The following is a 14,570-nucleotide window of genomic DNA, read 5'->3' on the forward strand; positions in this document are numbered from 1 at the left end:
GCACCAGCAACGACGGCGGCGGTCAGGAGCAGAGAGATCATGGTGGGCGTCCGGTGCGCTTGTTTGCGTTGCAGTGCTTATGCCACCGAACGCCTTCTTATGGCATACCAGATGCCAAATGCCAGCCTTGCATTTGTCGCATAGGTACGAGCAATTTTAGACCTAGACCCAACATTTTTGCATTATGGTGCTCGCCCGATCAGCCCACCGAGAGCTATTCTGCAGTCTTAGTATTCACTCGTCAGACTGGATCGTTCCAGTAGGATCCGAGACGGGGCTCGATGACGTCCCAAAAGCCCGAAACCACTCCATTGGAACGGCTCTGGAGCGGTCCACTGGGCAAGCCCTAATGGACTTGGTGGAGATGAGGCCGCGGGTATCGCCACCCTCAGCATGATCGTCTCCGAACCAGATCGACTGTGCACAAAATCGCCACCTCTCCACGAGCAATGAAAGATGATGCTTGCTGGGAGATGGCGTGGAGGCTAGAAGGCCGCCACCCAGACAGAAAAAGGGCCGCCCGATGTGAGCGGCCCGCAGTCTAGGGAGGAAACGCCCACTGAAGGGCCAGTGCGGCGACGCCATCGCCGTGCTGTCGTCGTGGCATATCCCACACCGCGCCTCAGTGCTCCAGCACACATTTGTTGGCGCTGGCATGCCAGAGGCGCATGCCCAAGCTTCAAGGGTGCGAAGCCTCAGCATCAGACCCTGTGGTGTGGAATGGCAGGATGCCTTTCCGGGCCCATCCTGACATCTGCCAACTCCTCCACAAGGCGCCTCAGCAAATCTCGCCGCTCTCGGCTTTCAGATGCCGCTCGACCTTGCCGATCACCGTGCAGGGATCGTAGCCGCGCTGCTTCGCGAGCAGCAGCAGATCGGTCATGAGGTCGACGATATCGCAGGCAGGAATACCGCCGGCCCAACGGCGATTGGCGCCTTCCGCGTGCAGGAAGGCATCCAGTGCGATTTGGGCGAGGTCGGCTCTCTCAGCTTCCGTGGCCATGGGCGTGCTCCTCGGCCGCCAGGCCTTGTGGTTCGCTCGGCCCGGTTCGGCCCCGCGCGTGCTGCGCTCAAGCCAACGGGCAAGCAGGCGCTGCGGTTCAAGGATGTGCCGCGGCTCGACAATCAGCCACAGGCAGGCCTCAGCCGACGCTATGGAGCAGGATCAGCTTCGACGCTCGCTCAGCAAGGTGCCGTCTCTATCGAAGATGCCCTCCCATGCCGCGGAAGAGGCTCGGATCGTGATACGCGATCTGCCCTCATCCTCGTCACAGCCGGGATCGAGGCGGCTGGAAATAAGCCCCAGAGACAGTTGACGTTTGAGGTAGCTCACCGAGACGCCCAGTCGGGCGGCAAGATCGCGCGGATCGACCAGCCAGGAACCGTGAGGGTCGAGATCAAACCGCATAGCGTAGCCTCCGGCCAGCTCAGCAGCAGGGATGGTCATGAAGACCGGATAGCGAGAATTCCTGGACCGCCATGCAGCCCATGTAGGAGAAAGAAATCAGGCTGCCAGCTTTTCCATCGAAGCAAATGGCGAAGTAGCCGCGTCCTGTTGATCCGATACCTGCCGGATCATCTTTGCGAAAAGCCGGGGAAGATCCTCGGAGCGGGCCAGCTCGCCCCACGACACGGTCGCAATCCGCGTGCAGATCGCGTTGGTGTTGAAAGCGGTCAGTCCGAGCGTCGTGAGCCGCAATTCGATGATGGCGCCTGTGCGTTCCCGCTCTTCCTGAGCGTAGATCCAGGCAGCTTGAAGTGATTGTGCAAAATGTTCCTGTGTCAGGTACGTCATCCTAGCACCCGCATCGCCTCAAACATTGATGCTCATCGTAGTTCAACGCTGGGGCGGGAAGCTGTGCCGCAAGGAACACACAGGCATCGCAGTCGATCACTGTGTCGGTCAGGCCACATACGTTTGACGCGCCGGAGGTTGCACGAGGCGTGTTAGAGATGCTGCCGACATCGGAGCCCAGATCATCGAGCCTCCATGAATGTAGCTCTCGCAAGCGCCTGATCGTGCTCGAAAGGTAGGCCGCTCTGGCCACAGCATGACGGAAAACCGAGTCGGTCTCCAGATCACCCCGGCCTGTAACCCGCCAGAACTCGACAGTCGGTACGATCACCCGCCGCCAACAACCCCGATCAGATACTTCGAACTCTCCAGATCCAGGTTAGCGGCCCTGCTTCGGAGGGAACGTGAACCGACGGCTGATCTGCTGCACGAAGTTGCTCGAAAGCTTCCAGGCATGGAGCGCAGGCGCCGCCGCCAAGAGCCTCGGGGCCGTCAGAAGCGGAAGGAGGTCGCCCGTTGGAATGCCAGCCCCGGTCCAAAGGCTGTAGGAATATATGCCGCAGACCAGCTGCAAATGCACCGGGATTCTGCACCCAAGAGCACAGGGAGCTCGCCCAAAATCACGACACCTGAGCGTACAAGTTGATACGGCCCAGCATCACCAGTGTATTAATAAGTACATTTAAAGGCACAGTTCGCTTTCGAAAAGTCTCCGCGGTCGACACATTCCTGCCACACTTACCTCGATGTTAACGGCATTCGCAACACACATTAGTTATTTGCAAAGGATTACTGCATGGCGGAGCAAGCGATCAGCGCGCATGTGACGATGTACGGCTGGCCTGACAATGACCCTCCTGGGGCCGGGATTGCATATCCTCAACTGCACCAACAGGCGGGGGGGACGGGCACCTTCGAGGACCCAATCACATTCGCAAGCGATTCGCGTGATTTTGCTCCGGGAACCAAAATCTATGTTCCATATTTGCAGAAATATTTCATAATGGAGGATTATTGTGCTGATGCAGTCGCAAGTACAACCGACGCACCGCATGTTGACCTTTGGGCTGGTGGCAATGCAAACTCAAATGTCTCTAGCATATTGGCGGTAGAAAACGCAAACACGCGCGATTCCGCTCAGATTATTGTGAACGCAGAGGCGGGTCATCTAGTCAATGTGACGCCATTTGATGGCAGCTCATCGGTTCTTGGCCCGGATTCATCTGGTGGAGAGGGCGTTAATTCTCCGACTGCTACGAACACAAGCAGCACGACGGACGTGACCACGGCGGGAGGGACCGCGACCACCGGAACGACTGTCACCACGGACGCGATCAAGACGACCGCGGCCGCTATTACCGATACGAGCGCCCCGACGGACGTGAACAAGACCACGGCTGGCGCCACCGATGCGAGCGGCGCAACGGACACGGCCGAGACAACCGCGGCCGGGCCGACCGTTACGACTGGCACAACGGACACGATCAAGGTGACGGCGGCCGATACTGCCGACACGACTGATACGCCTAAGACAACCGCGGCCGGGCCGACCGTTGCGGCCGACGCCACGGATACGATCAAGGTGACGGCGGCCGACACTCCCGATACGAGCAGCACCACGGACACGACGCAGGTCAATTCGGGAGCGCCGACGCATCATAGCCACTGGCACCATTCGCGGAGCCACGGCCATGGTGACAGCTTCGTGTTCGACGCGCCCCAGGCCGGCAGCACCACCGCTCCGAGCCACACCGCCGACGCGGCCGACCTGACGAACACCGCGACGAACTCCGATGCGGGCGATCCGGGTGTCCACTACGGAGGTTGCGCCGACCACGTCGATGCAGGGCAGGCCGATTTCTGGGGGAACGTGTTTAGTCATCACACCGACTTTCACATCTGAATGAAAGAGGGCCGCTCAGTCGAGCGGCCCTTCCTTAAGGTTGAGGCCCGACGTTTCCATAACCCCCAGCCGGCGGATGTCTGCTTCGGAGACTCCGCCGATGGTTGCTAGACGGCCGCAATGGGCGCAATGCTGAAGGCCAGCTTTTCCAGCGGCCCAGCTTCCGCTTGCGAACCCTTGTCGAACGTCGAGTCACAATGGGAGGGCGAGGTATCAGCCCGACTCGCGTTAAGCATGCGTTACATGAGCCGCCACGCGCTAGCCAAGTGGCCTGCGTAAGTACCCGAAGAACATCGGCAATTTCTGACCCCAGCAGATCATTGCAAATCAGCGGGTCCTAGGTTCGAACCCTAGTGCGCCCACCATTCTTCTCAGAAAACGCCGAATATTATGCTCTGGCCGAGGTGCTCGGTTGCCAAGGGCCGGAGCTCGACCGAGCCCCTTCTGCGCCGAAGGCCGCCCCCGTGTGCACCGGTGTCGCTGCGTCGGAGGATGTGCGGAAGCGGGTTTCCCCTGGCCGGGCCGCAGTGACGGGCGGGCATCCCCGCTGTACCGGCTCCTGCGAAGCCCCGGCCGAGCCGGGACTTCGCCGCGCGACGGGGGACGGGCGGTCGGCCCCGCCCCGGTTCAGTAGCTGTAGCTGCGGCGGGGATAGGCCTGGGCTGGGCCGTAGCCGGTGCCGCGCGGCTGGACGCGCGAGCCGTAGTCGATCTCGCGCTGCGCCCGGCGGTTGGCCAGGTAGCGCCCGCCGATGCAACCGGCGACCGCACCGACGACGCCGCGCTCGGCCAGATAATGGCCGGCGAGGCCGCCGATGATCGCACCCTTGATGCAGCCCTTCGCCTCCGCGGCCCCGACGCTGATCAACGTCATCCCTGCGAAGAGGGCCGCCCGTCCGACATTGTGCATGCGCTTGCTCCTGTTGATGGCAGGAAGAACCGTCACCGCGGCGGGACCGTTCCTCTCAAGGAGCCGGGTGCGTGGCGGGAACCCGGAATTCGGCCCCTCTCGATCGACCGCATGCCCGGCGTGCGGGTGCGGAGGGGCAAGCCCGCCCTCGGCACATCGATCCGCGGGACGCGCAGGCGGCGCAAAGTTCCGCACTCGGTCCGGCATTCACCGACATCCACAAAAGATTTCTACAGAAAAAACGACGGACCCGCTCCCCATGTGGCGCGTTCTTACCGGAGCGCTGGCTGCGGTGAGGCTGCCGGCAGCCGATCGCACAAGATGAACGAGGCAGGACTTACATGGCCGGAAAACAGAAAAACTTGCAGGACGCCTTCTACGAGACGCTGAAGGACGTTTATTACGCTGAGAAACAGTCCGTTCGCGCGTTGAAGAAGTCGGCCAAGGCGGCCGAGCACGAGGAGTTGCGCCAAGCCTTCGAGACCCATGCCGAGGAGAGCGCCCATCAAGTGGAGCGGCTTCAGCAGGTGTTCGAGATCATCGGCAAGGCGGCGCGGGCCAAGACCTGCGAGGCCATGCAGGGCCTGACGGCGGAGATGGAGGAGGATCTGGAGGATTTCGGCGAGGGGCCGGCGGCGGACGCCGTCCTGGCGGGCTGTGCGCAGGCCGTCGAGCATTACGAGATCGCCCGCTACGGCACGCTCAAGACCTGGGCGGCCCAGCTCGGCTACGAGGAGGCCGCCAAGCTTCTCGACGAGACCCTGCAGGAGGAGAAGAAGACCGACCAGCTGCTCTCGCAGATCGCCGAGCGGATCAACGTCGAGGGCTTCGAGGAGACCGCCGCCACGAGCAAGGGCGGCCGCAGGACCGCCTGAGGACTGCAGCGGCCGAGGAGCGGCCGAGGCGGGGCGTCGGACATGGGGGCCCCCGCCTCGGCGGGCGCGGTGGCGCGCAGGCGGTCAGCCGCGCTCGGGACGCAGGCTCATCGAGAGCGCCCGGGCGAGGTCGGCCTGCCCGAACGGTTTGCTCAGGCGCACGTGCCCGGCAAGACCGTCCTCCGGCAATTCGGAATAGCCGCTCGCCAGGATCACGGGCAGGGCGGGATGCTCGGCCCGGATGGCCTCGATCAGCTGCGCACCGGTCATGCCGGGCATCATCTGGTCCGTGATCACGAGATCGACGCTCCGCGAGCGGGCCAGGACGCGCAGGGCCTGCGGGCCCGAGGCGGCCTCCACCACCGCGTGGCCGAGATCTTCCAGCATGGCCGAGGTGTTCATCAGGACCAGCGGGTCGTCGTCGACGACGAGCATCGTCAGCGGCTGCAGCGGCTTCAGCGAAGGATCCGCCTCCGGCACGACATCCCTCAGGCCGCCGGCCCCGGCCTCGGGCAGCCACAATTCCGCGACCGTGCCCTGGCCCTTCGTGCTCGTGAGGATCAGGCGCCCACCCAGCTGCTCGGCGAAGCCGTGCACCATCGAGAGGCCGAGGCCGGTGCCCTTGCCGACGCCCTTGGTGGTGAAGAACGGCTCGGCCGCCCGGGTGAGGGTCTCTTCGTCCATGCCCTCGCCGGTGTCGGAGACGGACAGGCAGACGTAGCGCCCCGGTGCCAGGGCGGCGATGTCGTCGGCCCCGACCAGAACCGCGCGGGCCGCGATCGTGATCGATCCGCCGTCGGGCATGGCATCGCGGGCGTTCACGGTCAGGTTGAGGAGCGCGAGCTCCAGCTGGTTCGCGTCGGCGTGAGCCGGCGGGAGGTGCAGCGGAAACTGCGTGCTGACCGGGATGTTCGAGCCGATCGAGCGCTGCAGCAGCTCGGCCATGCCGCGCACGAGACCCGGCACGTCCACGGGCCCGGCGACCAGATCCTGCCGCCGCGCGAAGGCCAGCATGCGCTTGGTCAGCGTCGCCCCGCGCTCCGCCGCCTGGATCGAGTTCTCGATCAGCTGCAGGAGCTTCCCGTCCGGGGGCAGCCGCTTGCGGGCCAGGTGCAGGTTTCCAAGCACCACGGCGAGCAGGTTGTTGAAATCGTGCGCCACGCCGCCGGTCAGCTGCCCGATGGCTTCGAGCTTCTGGGACTGGATGAACCGGGCGCGGGTGTCGTCGAGGGCCTTCTGAGCCGCCAGCCGCTCCGTGATGTCCCGCGTGATCTTGGCGAAGCCGACGAGCTCGCCGTGCTCGCCCCGGATCGGGTCGATGACCACGCTGGCCCAGAAGCGGGCGCCGTCCTTGCGCACCCGCCAGCCCTCGGCCTCGAAGCGTCCCTCGCGCGCGGCGACCTGCAGGGCGTGCGCGGGCAGGCCCGTGGCCTGATCCTCCTCGGTGTAGAACCGGGAGAAGTGCTGGCCGATGATCTCCTCGTCGGTGTAGCCCTTGAAGCGCTGGGCACCCCGGTTCCAGCTCGCGACCCGCCCGCCCGGGTCCAGCATGTAGATGGCGTAGTCCTGGACGCCTTGAACGAGCAGGCGGAAGCGCTGCTCGCTCTGATTGAGCGCATCCTGAGCGGCTTTGCGTTCGCTCATGTCGCGCGTGACCTTGGCGTACCCGACGAGCGTGCCGTCCTCGCTGCGGATCGGGTCGATCAGCACGTGCGCCCACATCAGCGAGCCGTCCTTGCGGACGCGCCAGCCCTCCTGCTCGAAACGGCCCTCGGTCTCAGCGATCTTCAGCGCGCGGCCGGGCAGATCCGTGGCGCGATCCTCCTCGGTGTAGAACCGGGAGAAGTGCTGGCCGATGATCTCTTCGGCGGTGTAGCCCTTGAAGCGCTGAGCGCCCCGGTTCCAGCTCGCGACTCGCCCCTGCGGGTCCAGCATGTAGATGGCGTAGTCGAGAATGCTGTCGACCAGCAGCCGGTACCGATCCTCGCGCGTCGCGCCCGCCTCCGGCGCCTGCTCGGTGGCCATCAGGCGGTCCCGCCTCGGATTGCGGGGCCGGCCGGGATGCGCGCGGGTGGAGCGGAGCGGTGGGTTGATCGGGCAGGCATTCGTTCAATCAAACGCGCACAAGTTATTGTATCGTCTTGGACACAACTTACAGCTGCATAGAGCCGGTTGCTACCCTGGAATGGGAGCGCGTGCCCGCTAAAACAGGTCGGAGCCCCTCCCGCCGAGGCGGAAGGGATCGCGACGGCTCGGCGGCGTGGGCGCTACCGCCTCAACCGGTTCCCGAGCACGAAGCCGAACAGGCCCATCAGGATGATGCCCACGGCTCCTTGCGTGCCGACGAGCAGGTTCGTCACGCGGCCGACGGGCTTGATGCCGATCTCGGGAGGGTTCGCCGTCATCATGTTGAGAGCGCTGTAGCTGACGAGATCGACGAGGTTGCGGGTTGGGTGCCCCTCGCTGCCCTCCGGGATGAGGCCGCCCGTGACGCCGTAGAACGCTCCGAACACCAGGATCAGCAGGGCGAAGGCGCGCACGATCCGGGAGAGGCTCTCTCCGTAGTCGCACAGCCACTCGACGAAGCGGTCGGCGGCCCACCGGTAGCCGTGTCGGGCCAGGGACCTCGGGTCTCGGTCCCGCCATGCGGCCAGGGCGTTCCGGCCGGCCTGATGGCGCCCCATGCGGCGCCCGCGCTTGTAGGCCCAGCTCGCCTCGTCGTGGCTTCCGATGCTCTTCAGGTTCTGTTCGACGGCGAGGTAGCTCGCCTGCGCCGCCTCGTATTCTCCCGCGATCTCCTCGCCGACCGCCCCTCCGAGCTGCTCGATCCGGAACCGGGTCCCGTTGATCCAAGCCCCCGCGAACCGGGCATGACGAAGCTTGCAGGTGGAGAGGTTCAGGCGGACGAGGCTCGTATCCGAGAGATCGGCACCGGACAAATCCGCTCCGTCGAGCTTCGCCCCCGTGAAGTTCGCGCCGCGCAGGCGCGAGCCGGCCAATCGCGCCTTGGCCAGGCTGGCCTCCTCGAAATTCGCGAAGGTCAGATTGGTGTCGCTCAGATCCACCTCGTCGAGGCGTGCGCCCCGGAAGGTCGTGTAATCCGCGTCCGCCCCGACGAAGGTGGCGCCCCAGAGATCCGCGCCGGAAAAATTCGCTCCGTCGAGAAGCGCGCCCGGGAGCTTGGCGAAGCGCATCGCCGCGTTCGAAAAGTTTGCGTCCTCCAGCATCGACTGGGCGAAGTTGGCTTGGCCGCCGGCGACGGCCGTGAAGCAGGCCCCGCTCAGGTCGGCATTGCCGAAATCCGCCTCTTCGATCAGAGCCTCGTCGAAGCTGGCCGACCGGCCCAGCACGCCGGTGAGGCTCGCCCGCGCGAGATTGGCGCCGGAGAGGTCGGCCTCCTCGACGGTGGCGTTCTGCAACCGTGCGCCGGCGAGGTTCAGCCCGACCTGTTGCGCGTCCCACCAGAGGGGCCGGTTCCCGGAAGTAAGCTGCGGTTGCAGCGCGGTCCGCCCCAGGCGAAGGCCCCGGAGATCGAGCGGCGCCTCCGTGCCGAGGGAGCGCCCCGCGTGGTGATCCGCGATCTGCTCGAGAGCCGCGAGGACCCGCGCCTCCGGCGCATCGGGCGCTCGGCTGCCCTGATCGTCTCCCAAGATCGGCTCTCCTGTTCCGGATTCCTGCACGCGGGCCATCCTGTGAGCGAGCCGCCCGGGTCGGATGCGGTCCCGGCCCCGATCGCTGGGGCCTACCACACATTCGAGCGTCCCGGATCGGAAGGCGGTCGCGCCACGCCTGAGCACCGCATGCCCCGCGCGGAGCGGCGGTTCTTGATTGGCATACAGTGACGGCCTATTATGAATTCACTGTATGGCCGCCGAGCGAGGGACACGAAGCACGCGATGGCGTTCCACTCACACGCTCCGACGCGTCCCGGCGAGAGCCGTCACGGGCGGTCGAACGCGCCCACCGCCGGGTCGCGCGTCGAGCTCCCGGCCTTCCTGCGCGATCATCTGGGGCTTCAACTCCGAGCCCTGTACGCGGCGAGCCCCGAGCGGGCGATGCCGACGCAGTTCCTGACGCTCATCGAGCAGCTCGGGGCTTCCCTGGACGGGCTTGATCCGGCCGATTCGATCGGTTTCCGCGACGAGTTGCTGGCGCTGCTGCCGGATCTGCGCGTCTTCGCCCGGTCGATCGTCCGCGATGCCAGCCAGGCCGACGATCTCGTCCAGGAGACGCTGCTCAGGGCCTGGCAGAACCAGCACCGCTATCGTCCGGGCAGCAACTTCAAGGCTTGGGCCTTCACGATCCTCCGGAACCAGTTCTACACGGAGCGCCGACGCTCGAAGCGCGAGGTCGAGGACGTCGATGGCGCGGCGGCCGGACGCCTCGTCGCGCCCTCCGATCAGGTCGACCGGGTCGCTCTGCAGGAACTCTGGGCCCGGATCCGTCGGCTTCCGCTGCCGCAGCAGGAAGCGCTCATCCTCGTGGCCGCGCAGGGCATGACCTACGAGGAGGCCTCGTCGGTGATCGGATGCCAGGTCGGAACCGTGAAGAGCCGCGTCAGCCGCGCCCGCGAGGTTCTGGCCGGAGCGATGGGGCAGGGCGGGCCGAAGCTCGGCAGCCTGCCGGCCTGAACGGCCGCGGGCCCTTCCTGCCCCGGCCGGCCTGTTCAGTGAAGCTCGGGATGGTGAAGGGGCGCGTGCGGCTGCGACAGGCCCACGAGGCCCACATCCGCGTGCGGATCCACCTCCTGCGGCGCGTGGCCTGGGGCCGGATGGTTCTGTGAGCCTTTGACGGGCGCGAAGACGAGGTTGCCGTCCGCGTCGATTGTTGCAGCGGGACTGCCCGGCCGCGCATCCACCTTCGGCGCGTGCGCCGGTTTGTCGGGCGTTGCAGCAACCGGTGACAGGGCGGGCTGACCCGAGGCTGCCGGATGCGCAGGGGCGGCCGCCTGGCCCTGTTCCGCGCTCGATCCGGCATCGCCCGCGGGGGCAGCGTTCGGCGCCGCGCTCCCCTTCTGCCCGGACGAAGCCGCTTCCGCCTTCGGGTCGTGGCCGTCGACGGCGTGCTTGTCCGGGCTGCTGGCCTGGGGCGGCTCGGACGAGGCGACGGCCTTTTCCGGATGCTTGCCCGGTTGTTCTGGAGCCGCGGTGTCGACGGCCGGACGGTTTGCATCGCTCGCCTCGGGTTCCGCCTGCGGCGCCTCTGCCTTCGCGTGGCTATCAGCGGCATGCTTGTCCGGGCCGAGGCCCTTCTCCGAACCGGCGGCATCCGCAGCCTTGCCGGGGCCGGCGGCCTTGATGTCCGTGGCCGTCCCGTCCGGCGCGTCCGGCGCAGCCTCGGCCTTGGAGCCGTGGGCCTCCGTAACGTGCTTCTCCGAGCCCGTGGCCTTGGCCGCCTCGGGATCACCGGCCGCCTTGTCCGCGTGCTTCGCCTGGCCGGGTGCCGCGGGATCCGCGCCCGGGTGGGCTGCGCTCGCCCCGTTCGCCTCCGCGCTCGAAAGCGTCTCGGCCTTGGAGCCCTGCTCGGCCGCAGCGTGCTTCTCCGAGCCTGTGGCCTTGGCCGCCTCGGGATCACCGGCCGCCTTGTCCGCGTGCTTCGTCTGGCCGGGCGCCGCGGGGTTCGCGGCCGGGTGGGCCGCACTCGCCCCGTCCGTCTCCGCGACCGTCAGGACCTCGGCCTTGGAGCCCTGGCCTTCCGCGGCGTGCTTCTCCGATCCCGTGACCTTGGCCGCCTCGGGCTCGGCGGCAGCCTTGTCGAGATGCTTCGCCTGACCGGGAGCAGTGGGATTCGCGGCCGGGTTGGCGACGCTCGCCCCGTCCGTCTCCGCGCTCGAAAGCGTCTCGGCCTTGGAGCCCTGGCCCCCTGTGGCGTGCTTCTCCGAGCCCGTGGCCTTGGCCGTCTCGGGTGCGGCGGCGGCCTCGTCCGTGTGCTTGGCCTGGCCGGGTGCCGCCTTACTGCCGGGGGCAGGGCTCGGCGGCGCCGCCTCGGCCGCCGCGGTCGCGGCAGCCGGGGCGTCGGCCTTCGCGCCCTGGCCGCCCGCGTTCGACGGTGCCGCCTGCGTGTCGGTGTTCGTCTCCGCGCCGGACCCGTCGCCCTTGCCCTTGTTCTGGCCGGGGGCGGCGGCACTCGCGCCGGGATGGCTCGTATCCGCCGCTTTTCTCCCTGCGGCTGCCGCGCCGGTCTCGGCCTCAGCCGGTTTGGACGGGCCGGGCGTTTCGGATTCCGCGCGCTCTCCGGCGGACCGCTCCGAGCCGCCCTTCTGATCGTCCGCCTGACCCTTGTCCTTCTGACCCTTGTCCTTCTCGGCCTTCGCGTCCTGGCCGGTGTCCCCGATGGCCTTGCCGCGCGATGAGGACGAGTCCGAGCGTCCGTCCTCGCCGCGAAGCGCCGAGACGAGCCAGGGGCTCTGGCCCGAACCGCCCTGGGCGGAGGCCTGGGACGCGGTCTGCGTCGTGGTCTGGGAGGTGGATTGTGCCGAGCCCTGCGGCGGGCCGGAAGAACCGGTATCCTCGGACGAGACGGCGGATGCGCCGCCCGCCTTCGCAGCCCCGTGCCCGTCCCCGTCGCCGGGGTCGCGGCTCCCACCCTCGGAGCGGGGATCGGCGGCCGCCGGCCGGCCCGCGCCGAGGAGCAGGCTCCCCTCCGCGGAACGCGGCGTCCCCGCCTCTTCGGATGCGCCGGGCACGGATCTGTGCGCCGCCGCGAGCTTCGGGAGTTCGGGAGTCTCCACGACGGGTTCGGCCCGGCTCTGCGGGGCCCCGCCCGGCCGCTCGGGTCCCGCGGCGGCAACGTCTCCCCGTTGGCCCGAGATCTCGGTGTCGAGGGCCGACCCGTGGCGGATCGTTCCCGGCTCCCCGCGGCCGGACCCGGCTGGCGAGCCGGCCGGAGGTGCCTCGGCCGGGGCGGCAGCCTGGCTCGCGCCGCCGGCCGGATCGGTCGCGAGCAGATCCGGATCGGCCCTGCGGTCGATCTCGTCGGCGGCCGCCGCCTGCGCGGCGAAGATCATCGCGGAGAACACGATCGCTTCGATCTGCCGGCGGTGATCGTCTCCCCGGTGGGTGTCGCCGGGACCGCCCGGTTTCGCCGGCTGAACGTCCGCCGGTGAGGCTGCCGATGTGGCGGTGCCCGGCGGAAGGGCGGGCGCGAACCCGTCCGGGCCGAGGGTTTCGAGCTCGCTCGCGGCGGCGTCCTCGGAGGAGAGGATCAGCGCCGCCGCCGCGACGAGGGCCGCCAGCAGGGCCGCCGGATGGACCACGAGCTTGGTGCCGGCGCCCGCATGCGGCATCGGCAGGAGCGCCGGGTTCCGGACCGCGATCTCGTCGAGGAGGGCGCGGAAGTCGGTCCCGCGCATCGGATGGTCCAGGACCTCGGACGCCACCACGTAGCTGCCGTCGATCCGGGCGAAATGCATGATGGCGTCGCCGTCGGGGCGGCAGAAGACGAACCAGGGATCGGCCTCGTCGCTCAAGCCCTGCTCGCTGGTGATCCGCATCCCGGCCCGGATCAGGGCGGCCTCGACCCGGTAGAACTCGGCGAGTTCCTGCTGGGACCACGCGCCCTGGGTCGTCGAGGCAGGCCGGAAGAAGGAGATTACCGCAGCCATGTCGACCTCACTCCCAGGAGCCGGGCGGCCGCGCGGCGGCGGGGCCGCGCCTCCCGGTCCGCGCCGGCGCCTGTCGTTCCGAGCCGAGTCTAGCGCTCATGGAAGGCGCGTCCCATCGCGTCGAAGAAGGGGGCGACCATGTAGTCGAACGCCGTGCGCTCGCCGGCCGAGACGACCACCTCCGCCGGGAGGCCGGCCAGCAGGCGCCGGCGGACTTCGTCCGGGACCTGCTGCTCGTCGAGTTCCACGATGCCGGAGAAGTAGGGCTGGCGGGTGGCGTCGTCGATCAGGCGGTCGCGCGAGACGGTCTTGAGCGTGCCGAACATCGCCGGCGTCCGGCGCGTCTGGAAGGTGGGGAACTTGACCTCGGCCCGCATGCCGGGATGGATCGTCTCCAGGTCGTTGGGCGAGAACTGGACGCTGATCACGAGCCGGTCCGTGACCGGCACGATCTCCATCAAGGGCTCGCCCGAGCGGATCACCTGTCCGATCGTGTAGACCTTCAGGCCCTGGACGACGCCGCCATGCGAGGCGCGGACCTCGTGCCGCCGCAGGACATCCTGGGCGACGAGGAGCTTCTCGCGCAGTTCCGCGATCTTCTGGCGGGTCTCGAGGAGCTGGGCCGTCACGGATTCCTGCTGCTTCTGCCGCAACTGCGTGATCTGCATCCCGGCCTCGCCGATGGCGTTCTGCGCCTTGGCGGTCTCGGCCACCGAGCGCCCGATCACGCCTTCGAGGCGCGTGCGCTCGCGCTCCATGACGAGCAGCCGCGAGAGCGGGATGAGGTTCTTGTCGCGCAGGGCGCGCAGGCCCTCGAGCTCCTGATTGATGAAGCCCACCTGCTCCTGCACGGAGGTCTTCTCGACCGCGAGGCCCGCCATCTCGGTCTTCAGCTGCGTCACGCGGGCCTCGATCAGGTCGAGCTGCGAGCGGAGCGAGCGGCGCCGCTCCGCGAGCTGCTCCGCCTGGTCGCGGATCAGCCGCGCGATCGGGGCCTCGGCCCGGCGGGCGGCGAGGTCCGGCGGCACCTCGAGCTCGCGGGCCTCGCCCTGCTCGGCCCGCAGCCGCGCTTCGAGGATCAGGGCGGCGTCGAGCTGGCTCCGGAACAGGTCCGCGCTGGCACGGGACTGGAGCGGGTCGATGCGCAGGAGGACGTCGCCCTCGCGCACGCTCTGGCCGTCCTTCACCAGCACGTCCTGGACCATGCCGCCCTCGAAATGCTGGACGACCTTGCGGCTGCCCTCGGCGATGATCACGCCCGGGCTGATCACGGCCCGGTCGAGGCGGGTGACGGCCGCCCAGGTGCCGAGCACCCCGAAGGTGGCGAAGATCAGCGCGTAGCCCGCGACGGCGTAGCGCCGCCAGCTCGACAGGCCGTCGAGCCCTGCCGCCTCGGCCGTCGCGCCCTCCGGTTCGCCCGCTCGCAGCGACGGGCGGAGAGCGGGCAATCCGACGGCAGTCGCAGGCGCCGACCCGTTCGCCATG

Annotated in this window: 11 protein-coding genes; 3 read left to right on the forward strand and 8 right to left on the reverse strand. The window is 67.9% G+C overall.

Annotated elements, in window-relative coordinates:
- Window positions 1-778: 778 nt before the first annotated feature.
- The 3 genes from J2X36_RS11710 to J2X36_RS11720 all read right to left on the reverse strand — a co-directional run bounded on the left by J2X36_RS11710 (window position 779) and on the right by J2X36_RS11720 (window position 1,795).
- Window positions 779-1,003, reverse strand: a complete 225-nt coding sequence (locus J2X36_RS11710; RefSeq protein ID WP_132256641.1) for a hypothetical protein — start codon at window positions 1,001-1,003, stop codon at window positions 779-781.
- A gap of 162 nt (window positions 1,004-1,165) precedes the next feature.
- Window positions 1,166-1,408 (reverse strand): DUF6522 family protein, encoded by a 243-nt coding sequence (locus J2X36_RS11715; RefSeq protein WP_310349847.1) that lies wholly within the window; start codon window positions 1,406-1,408, stop codon window positions 1,166-1,168.
- A 96-nt stretch (window positions 1,409-1,504) separates the two neighbouring features.
- A complete protein-coding gene (locus J2X36_RS11720) occupies window positions 1,505-1,795 on the reverse strand; it encodes a hypothetical protein (RefSeq protein ID WP_310349849.1) in 291 nt (96 codons plus the stop codon).
- A 796-nt stretch (window positions 1,796-2,591) separates the two neighbouring features.
- Here J2X36_RS11720 and J2X36_RS11725 point away from each other — a divergent pair.
- Window positions 2,592-3,698: a hypothetical protein gene (locus J2X36_RS11725; RefSeq protein WP_310349850.1), complete on the forward strand. Its 1,107-nt coding sequence runs from the start codon at window positions 2,592-2,594 to the stop codon at window positions 3,696-3,698.
- A 627-nt stretch (window positions 3,699-4,325) separates the two neighbouring features.
- Here the strand turns inward: J2X36_RS11725 and J2X36_RS11730 are convergent.
- Complete coding sequence (locus J2X36_RS11730; RefSeq protein WP_132256889.1) at window positions 4,326-4,607, reverse strand: hypothetical protein; 282 nt, start codon at window positions 4,605-4,607, stop codon at window positions 4,326-4,328.
- A 341-nt stretch (window positions 4,608-4,948) separates the two neighbouring features.
- Here J2X36_RS11730 and J2X36_RS11735 point away from each other — a divergent pair, with 341 nt between their 5' ends.
- Window positions 4,949-5,482 carry a ferritin-like domain-containing protein gene (locus J2X36_RS11735; protein ID WP_310349853.1) on the forward strand — a complete coding sequence of 178 codons (534 nt, stop codon included), beginning with the start codon at window positions 4,949-4,951 and terminating at the stop codon, window positions 5,480-5,482.
- A gap of 84 nt (window positions 5,483-5,566) precedes the next feature.
- Here the strand turns inward: J2X36_RS11735 and J2X36_RS11740 are convergent, their stop codons facing one another.
- Entirely contained in the window at window positions 5,567-7,507 is a 1,941-nt protein-coding gene (locus J2X36_RS11740) for a PAS domain S-box protein (RefSeq protein ID WP_310349855.1), read from the reverse strand.
- 242 nt (window positions 7,508-7,749) lie between these two features.
- A complete protein-coding gene (locus J2X36_RS11745; protein ID WP_310349857.1) occupies window positions 7,750-9,132 on the reverse strand; it encodes a pentapeptide repeat-containing protein in 1,383 nt (460 codons plus the stop codon).
- Window positions 9,133-9,378: 246 nt separating this feature from the next.
- On the opposite strand from J2X36_RS11745, the gene J2X36_RS11750 reads away from it, so the two are divergent.
- Window positions 9,379-10,113: a sigma-70 family RNA polymerase sigma factor gene (locus J2X36_RS11750; RefSeq protein ID WP_310349859.1), complete on the forward strand. Its 735-nt coding sequence runs from the start codon at window positions 9,379-9,381 to the stop codon at window positions 10,111-10,113.
- A 35-nt stretch (window positions 10,114-10,148) separates the two neighbouring features.
- Here the strand turns inward: J2X36_RS11750 and J2X36_RS11755 are convergent, their stop codons facing one another.
- Entirely contained in the window at window positions 10,149-13,085 is a 2,937-nt protein-coding gene (locus tag J2X36_RS11755; RefSeq protein WP_310349860.1) for a hypothetical protein, read from the reverse strand.
- 89 nt (window positions 13,086-13,174) lie between these two features.
- The gene (locus J2X36_RS11760) at window positions 13,175-14,569 is read right to left on the reverse strand and encodes an HlyD family type I secretion periplasmic adaptor subunit (protein WP_405029773.1); all 1,395 of its coding nucleotides are present in this window, start codon (window positions 14,567-14,569) and stop codon (window positions 13,175-13,177) included.
- Window position 14,570 lies beyond the last annotated feature (1 nt).

The organism is Methylobacterium sp. BE186, from assembly GCF_031457035.1.
In the GTDB taxonomy this organism is placed as follows: domain Bacteria; phylum Pseudomonadota; class Alphaproteobacteria; order Rhizobiales; family Beijerinckiaceae; genus Methylobacterium; species Methylobacterium segetis.

Bases quoted from the DNA above. Each gene is read 5' to 3' on its own strand.
- J2X36_RS11710 (WP_132256641.1), bottom strand. From the start codon at position 1,003: ATGGCCACGGAAGCTGAGAGAGCCGACCTCGCCCAAATCGCACTGGAT.
- J2X36_RS11715 (WP_310349847.1), bottom strand. From the start codon at position 1,408: ATGCGGTTTGATCTCGACCCTCACGGTTCCTGGCTGGTCGATCCGCGC.
- J2X36_RS11720 (WP_310349849.1), bottom strand. From the start codon at position 1,795: ATGACGTACCTGACACAGGAACATTTTGCACAATCACTTCAAGCTGCC.
- J2X36_RS11725 (WP_310349850.1), top strand. From the start codon at position 2,592: ATGGCGGAGCAAGCGATCAGCGCGCATGTGACGATGTACGGCTGGCCT.
- J2X36_RS11730 (WP_132256889.1), bottom strand. From the start codon at position 4,607: ATGCACAATGTCGGACGGGCGGCCCTCTTCGCAGGGATGACGTTGATC.
- J2X36_RS11735 (WP_310349853.1), top strand. From the start codon at position 4,949: ATGGCCGGAAAACAGAAAAACTTGCAGGACGCCTTCTACGAGACGCTG.
- J2X36_RS11740 (WP_310349855.1), bottom strand. From the start codon at position 7,507: ATGGCCACCGAGCAGGCGCCGGAGGCGGGCGCGACGCGCGAGGATCGG.
- J2X36_RS11750 (WP_310349859.1), top strand. From the start codon at position 9,379: ATGGCGTTCCACTCACACGCTCCGACGCGTCCCGGCGAGAGCCGTCAC.
- J2X36_RS11755 (WP_310349860.1), bottom strand. From the start codon at position 13,085: ATGGCTGCGGTAATCTCCTTCTTCCGGCCTGCCTCGACGACCCAGGGC.
- J2X36_RS11760 (WP_405029773.1), bottom strand. From the start codon at position 14,569: ATGGCGAACGGGTCGGCGCCTGCGACTGCCGTCGGATTGCCCGCTCTC.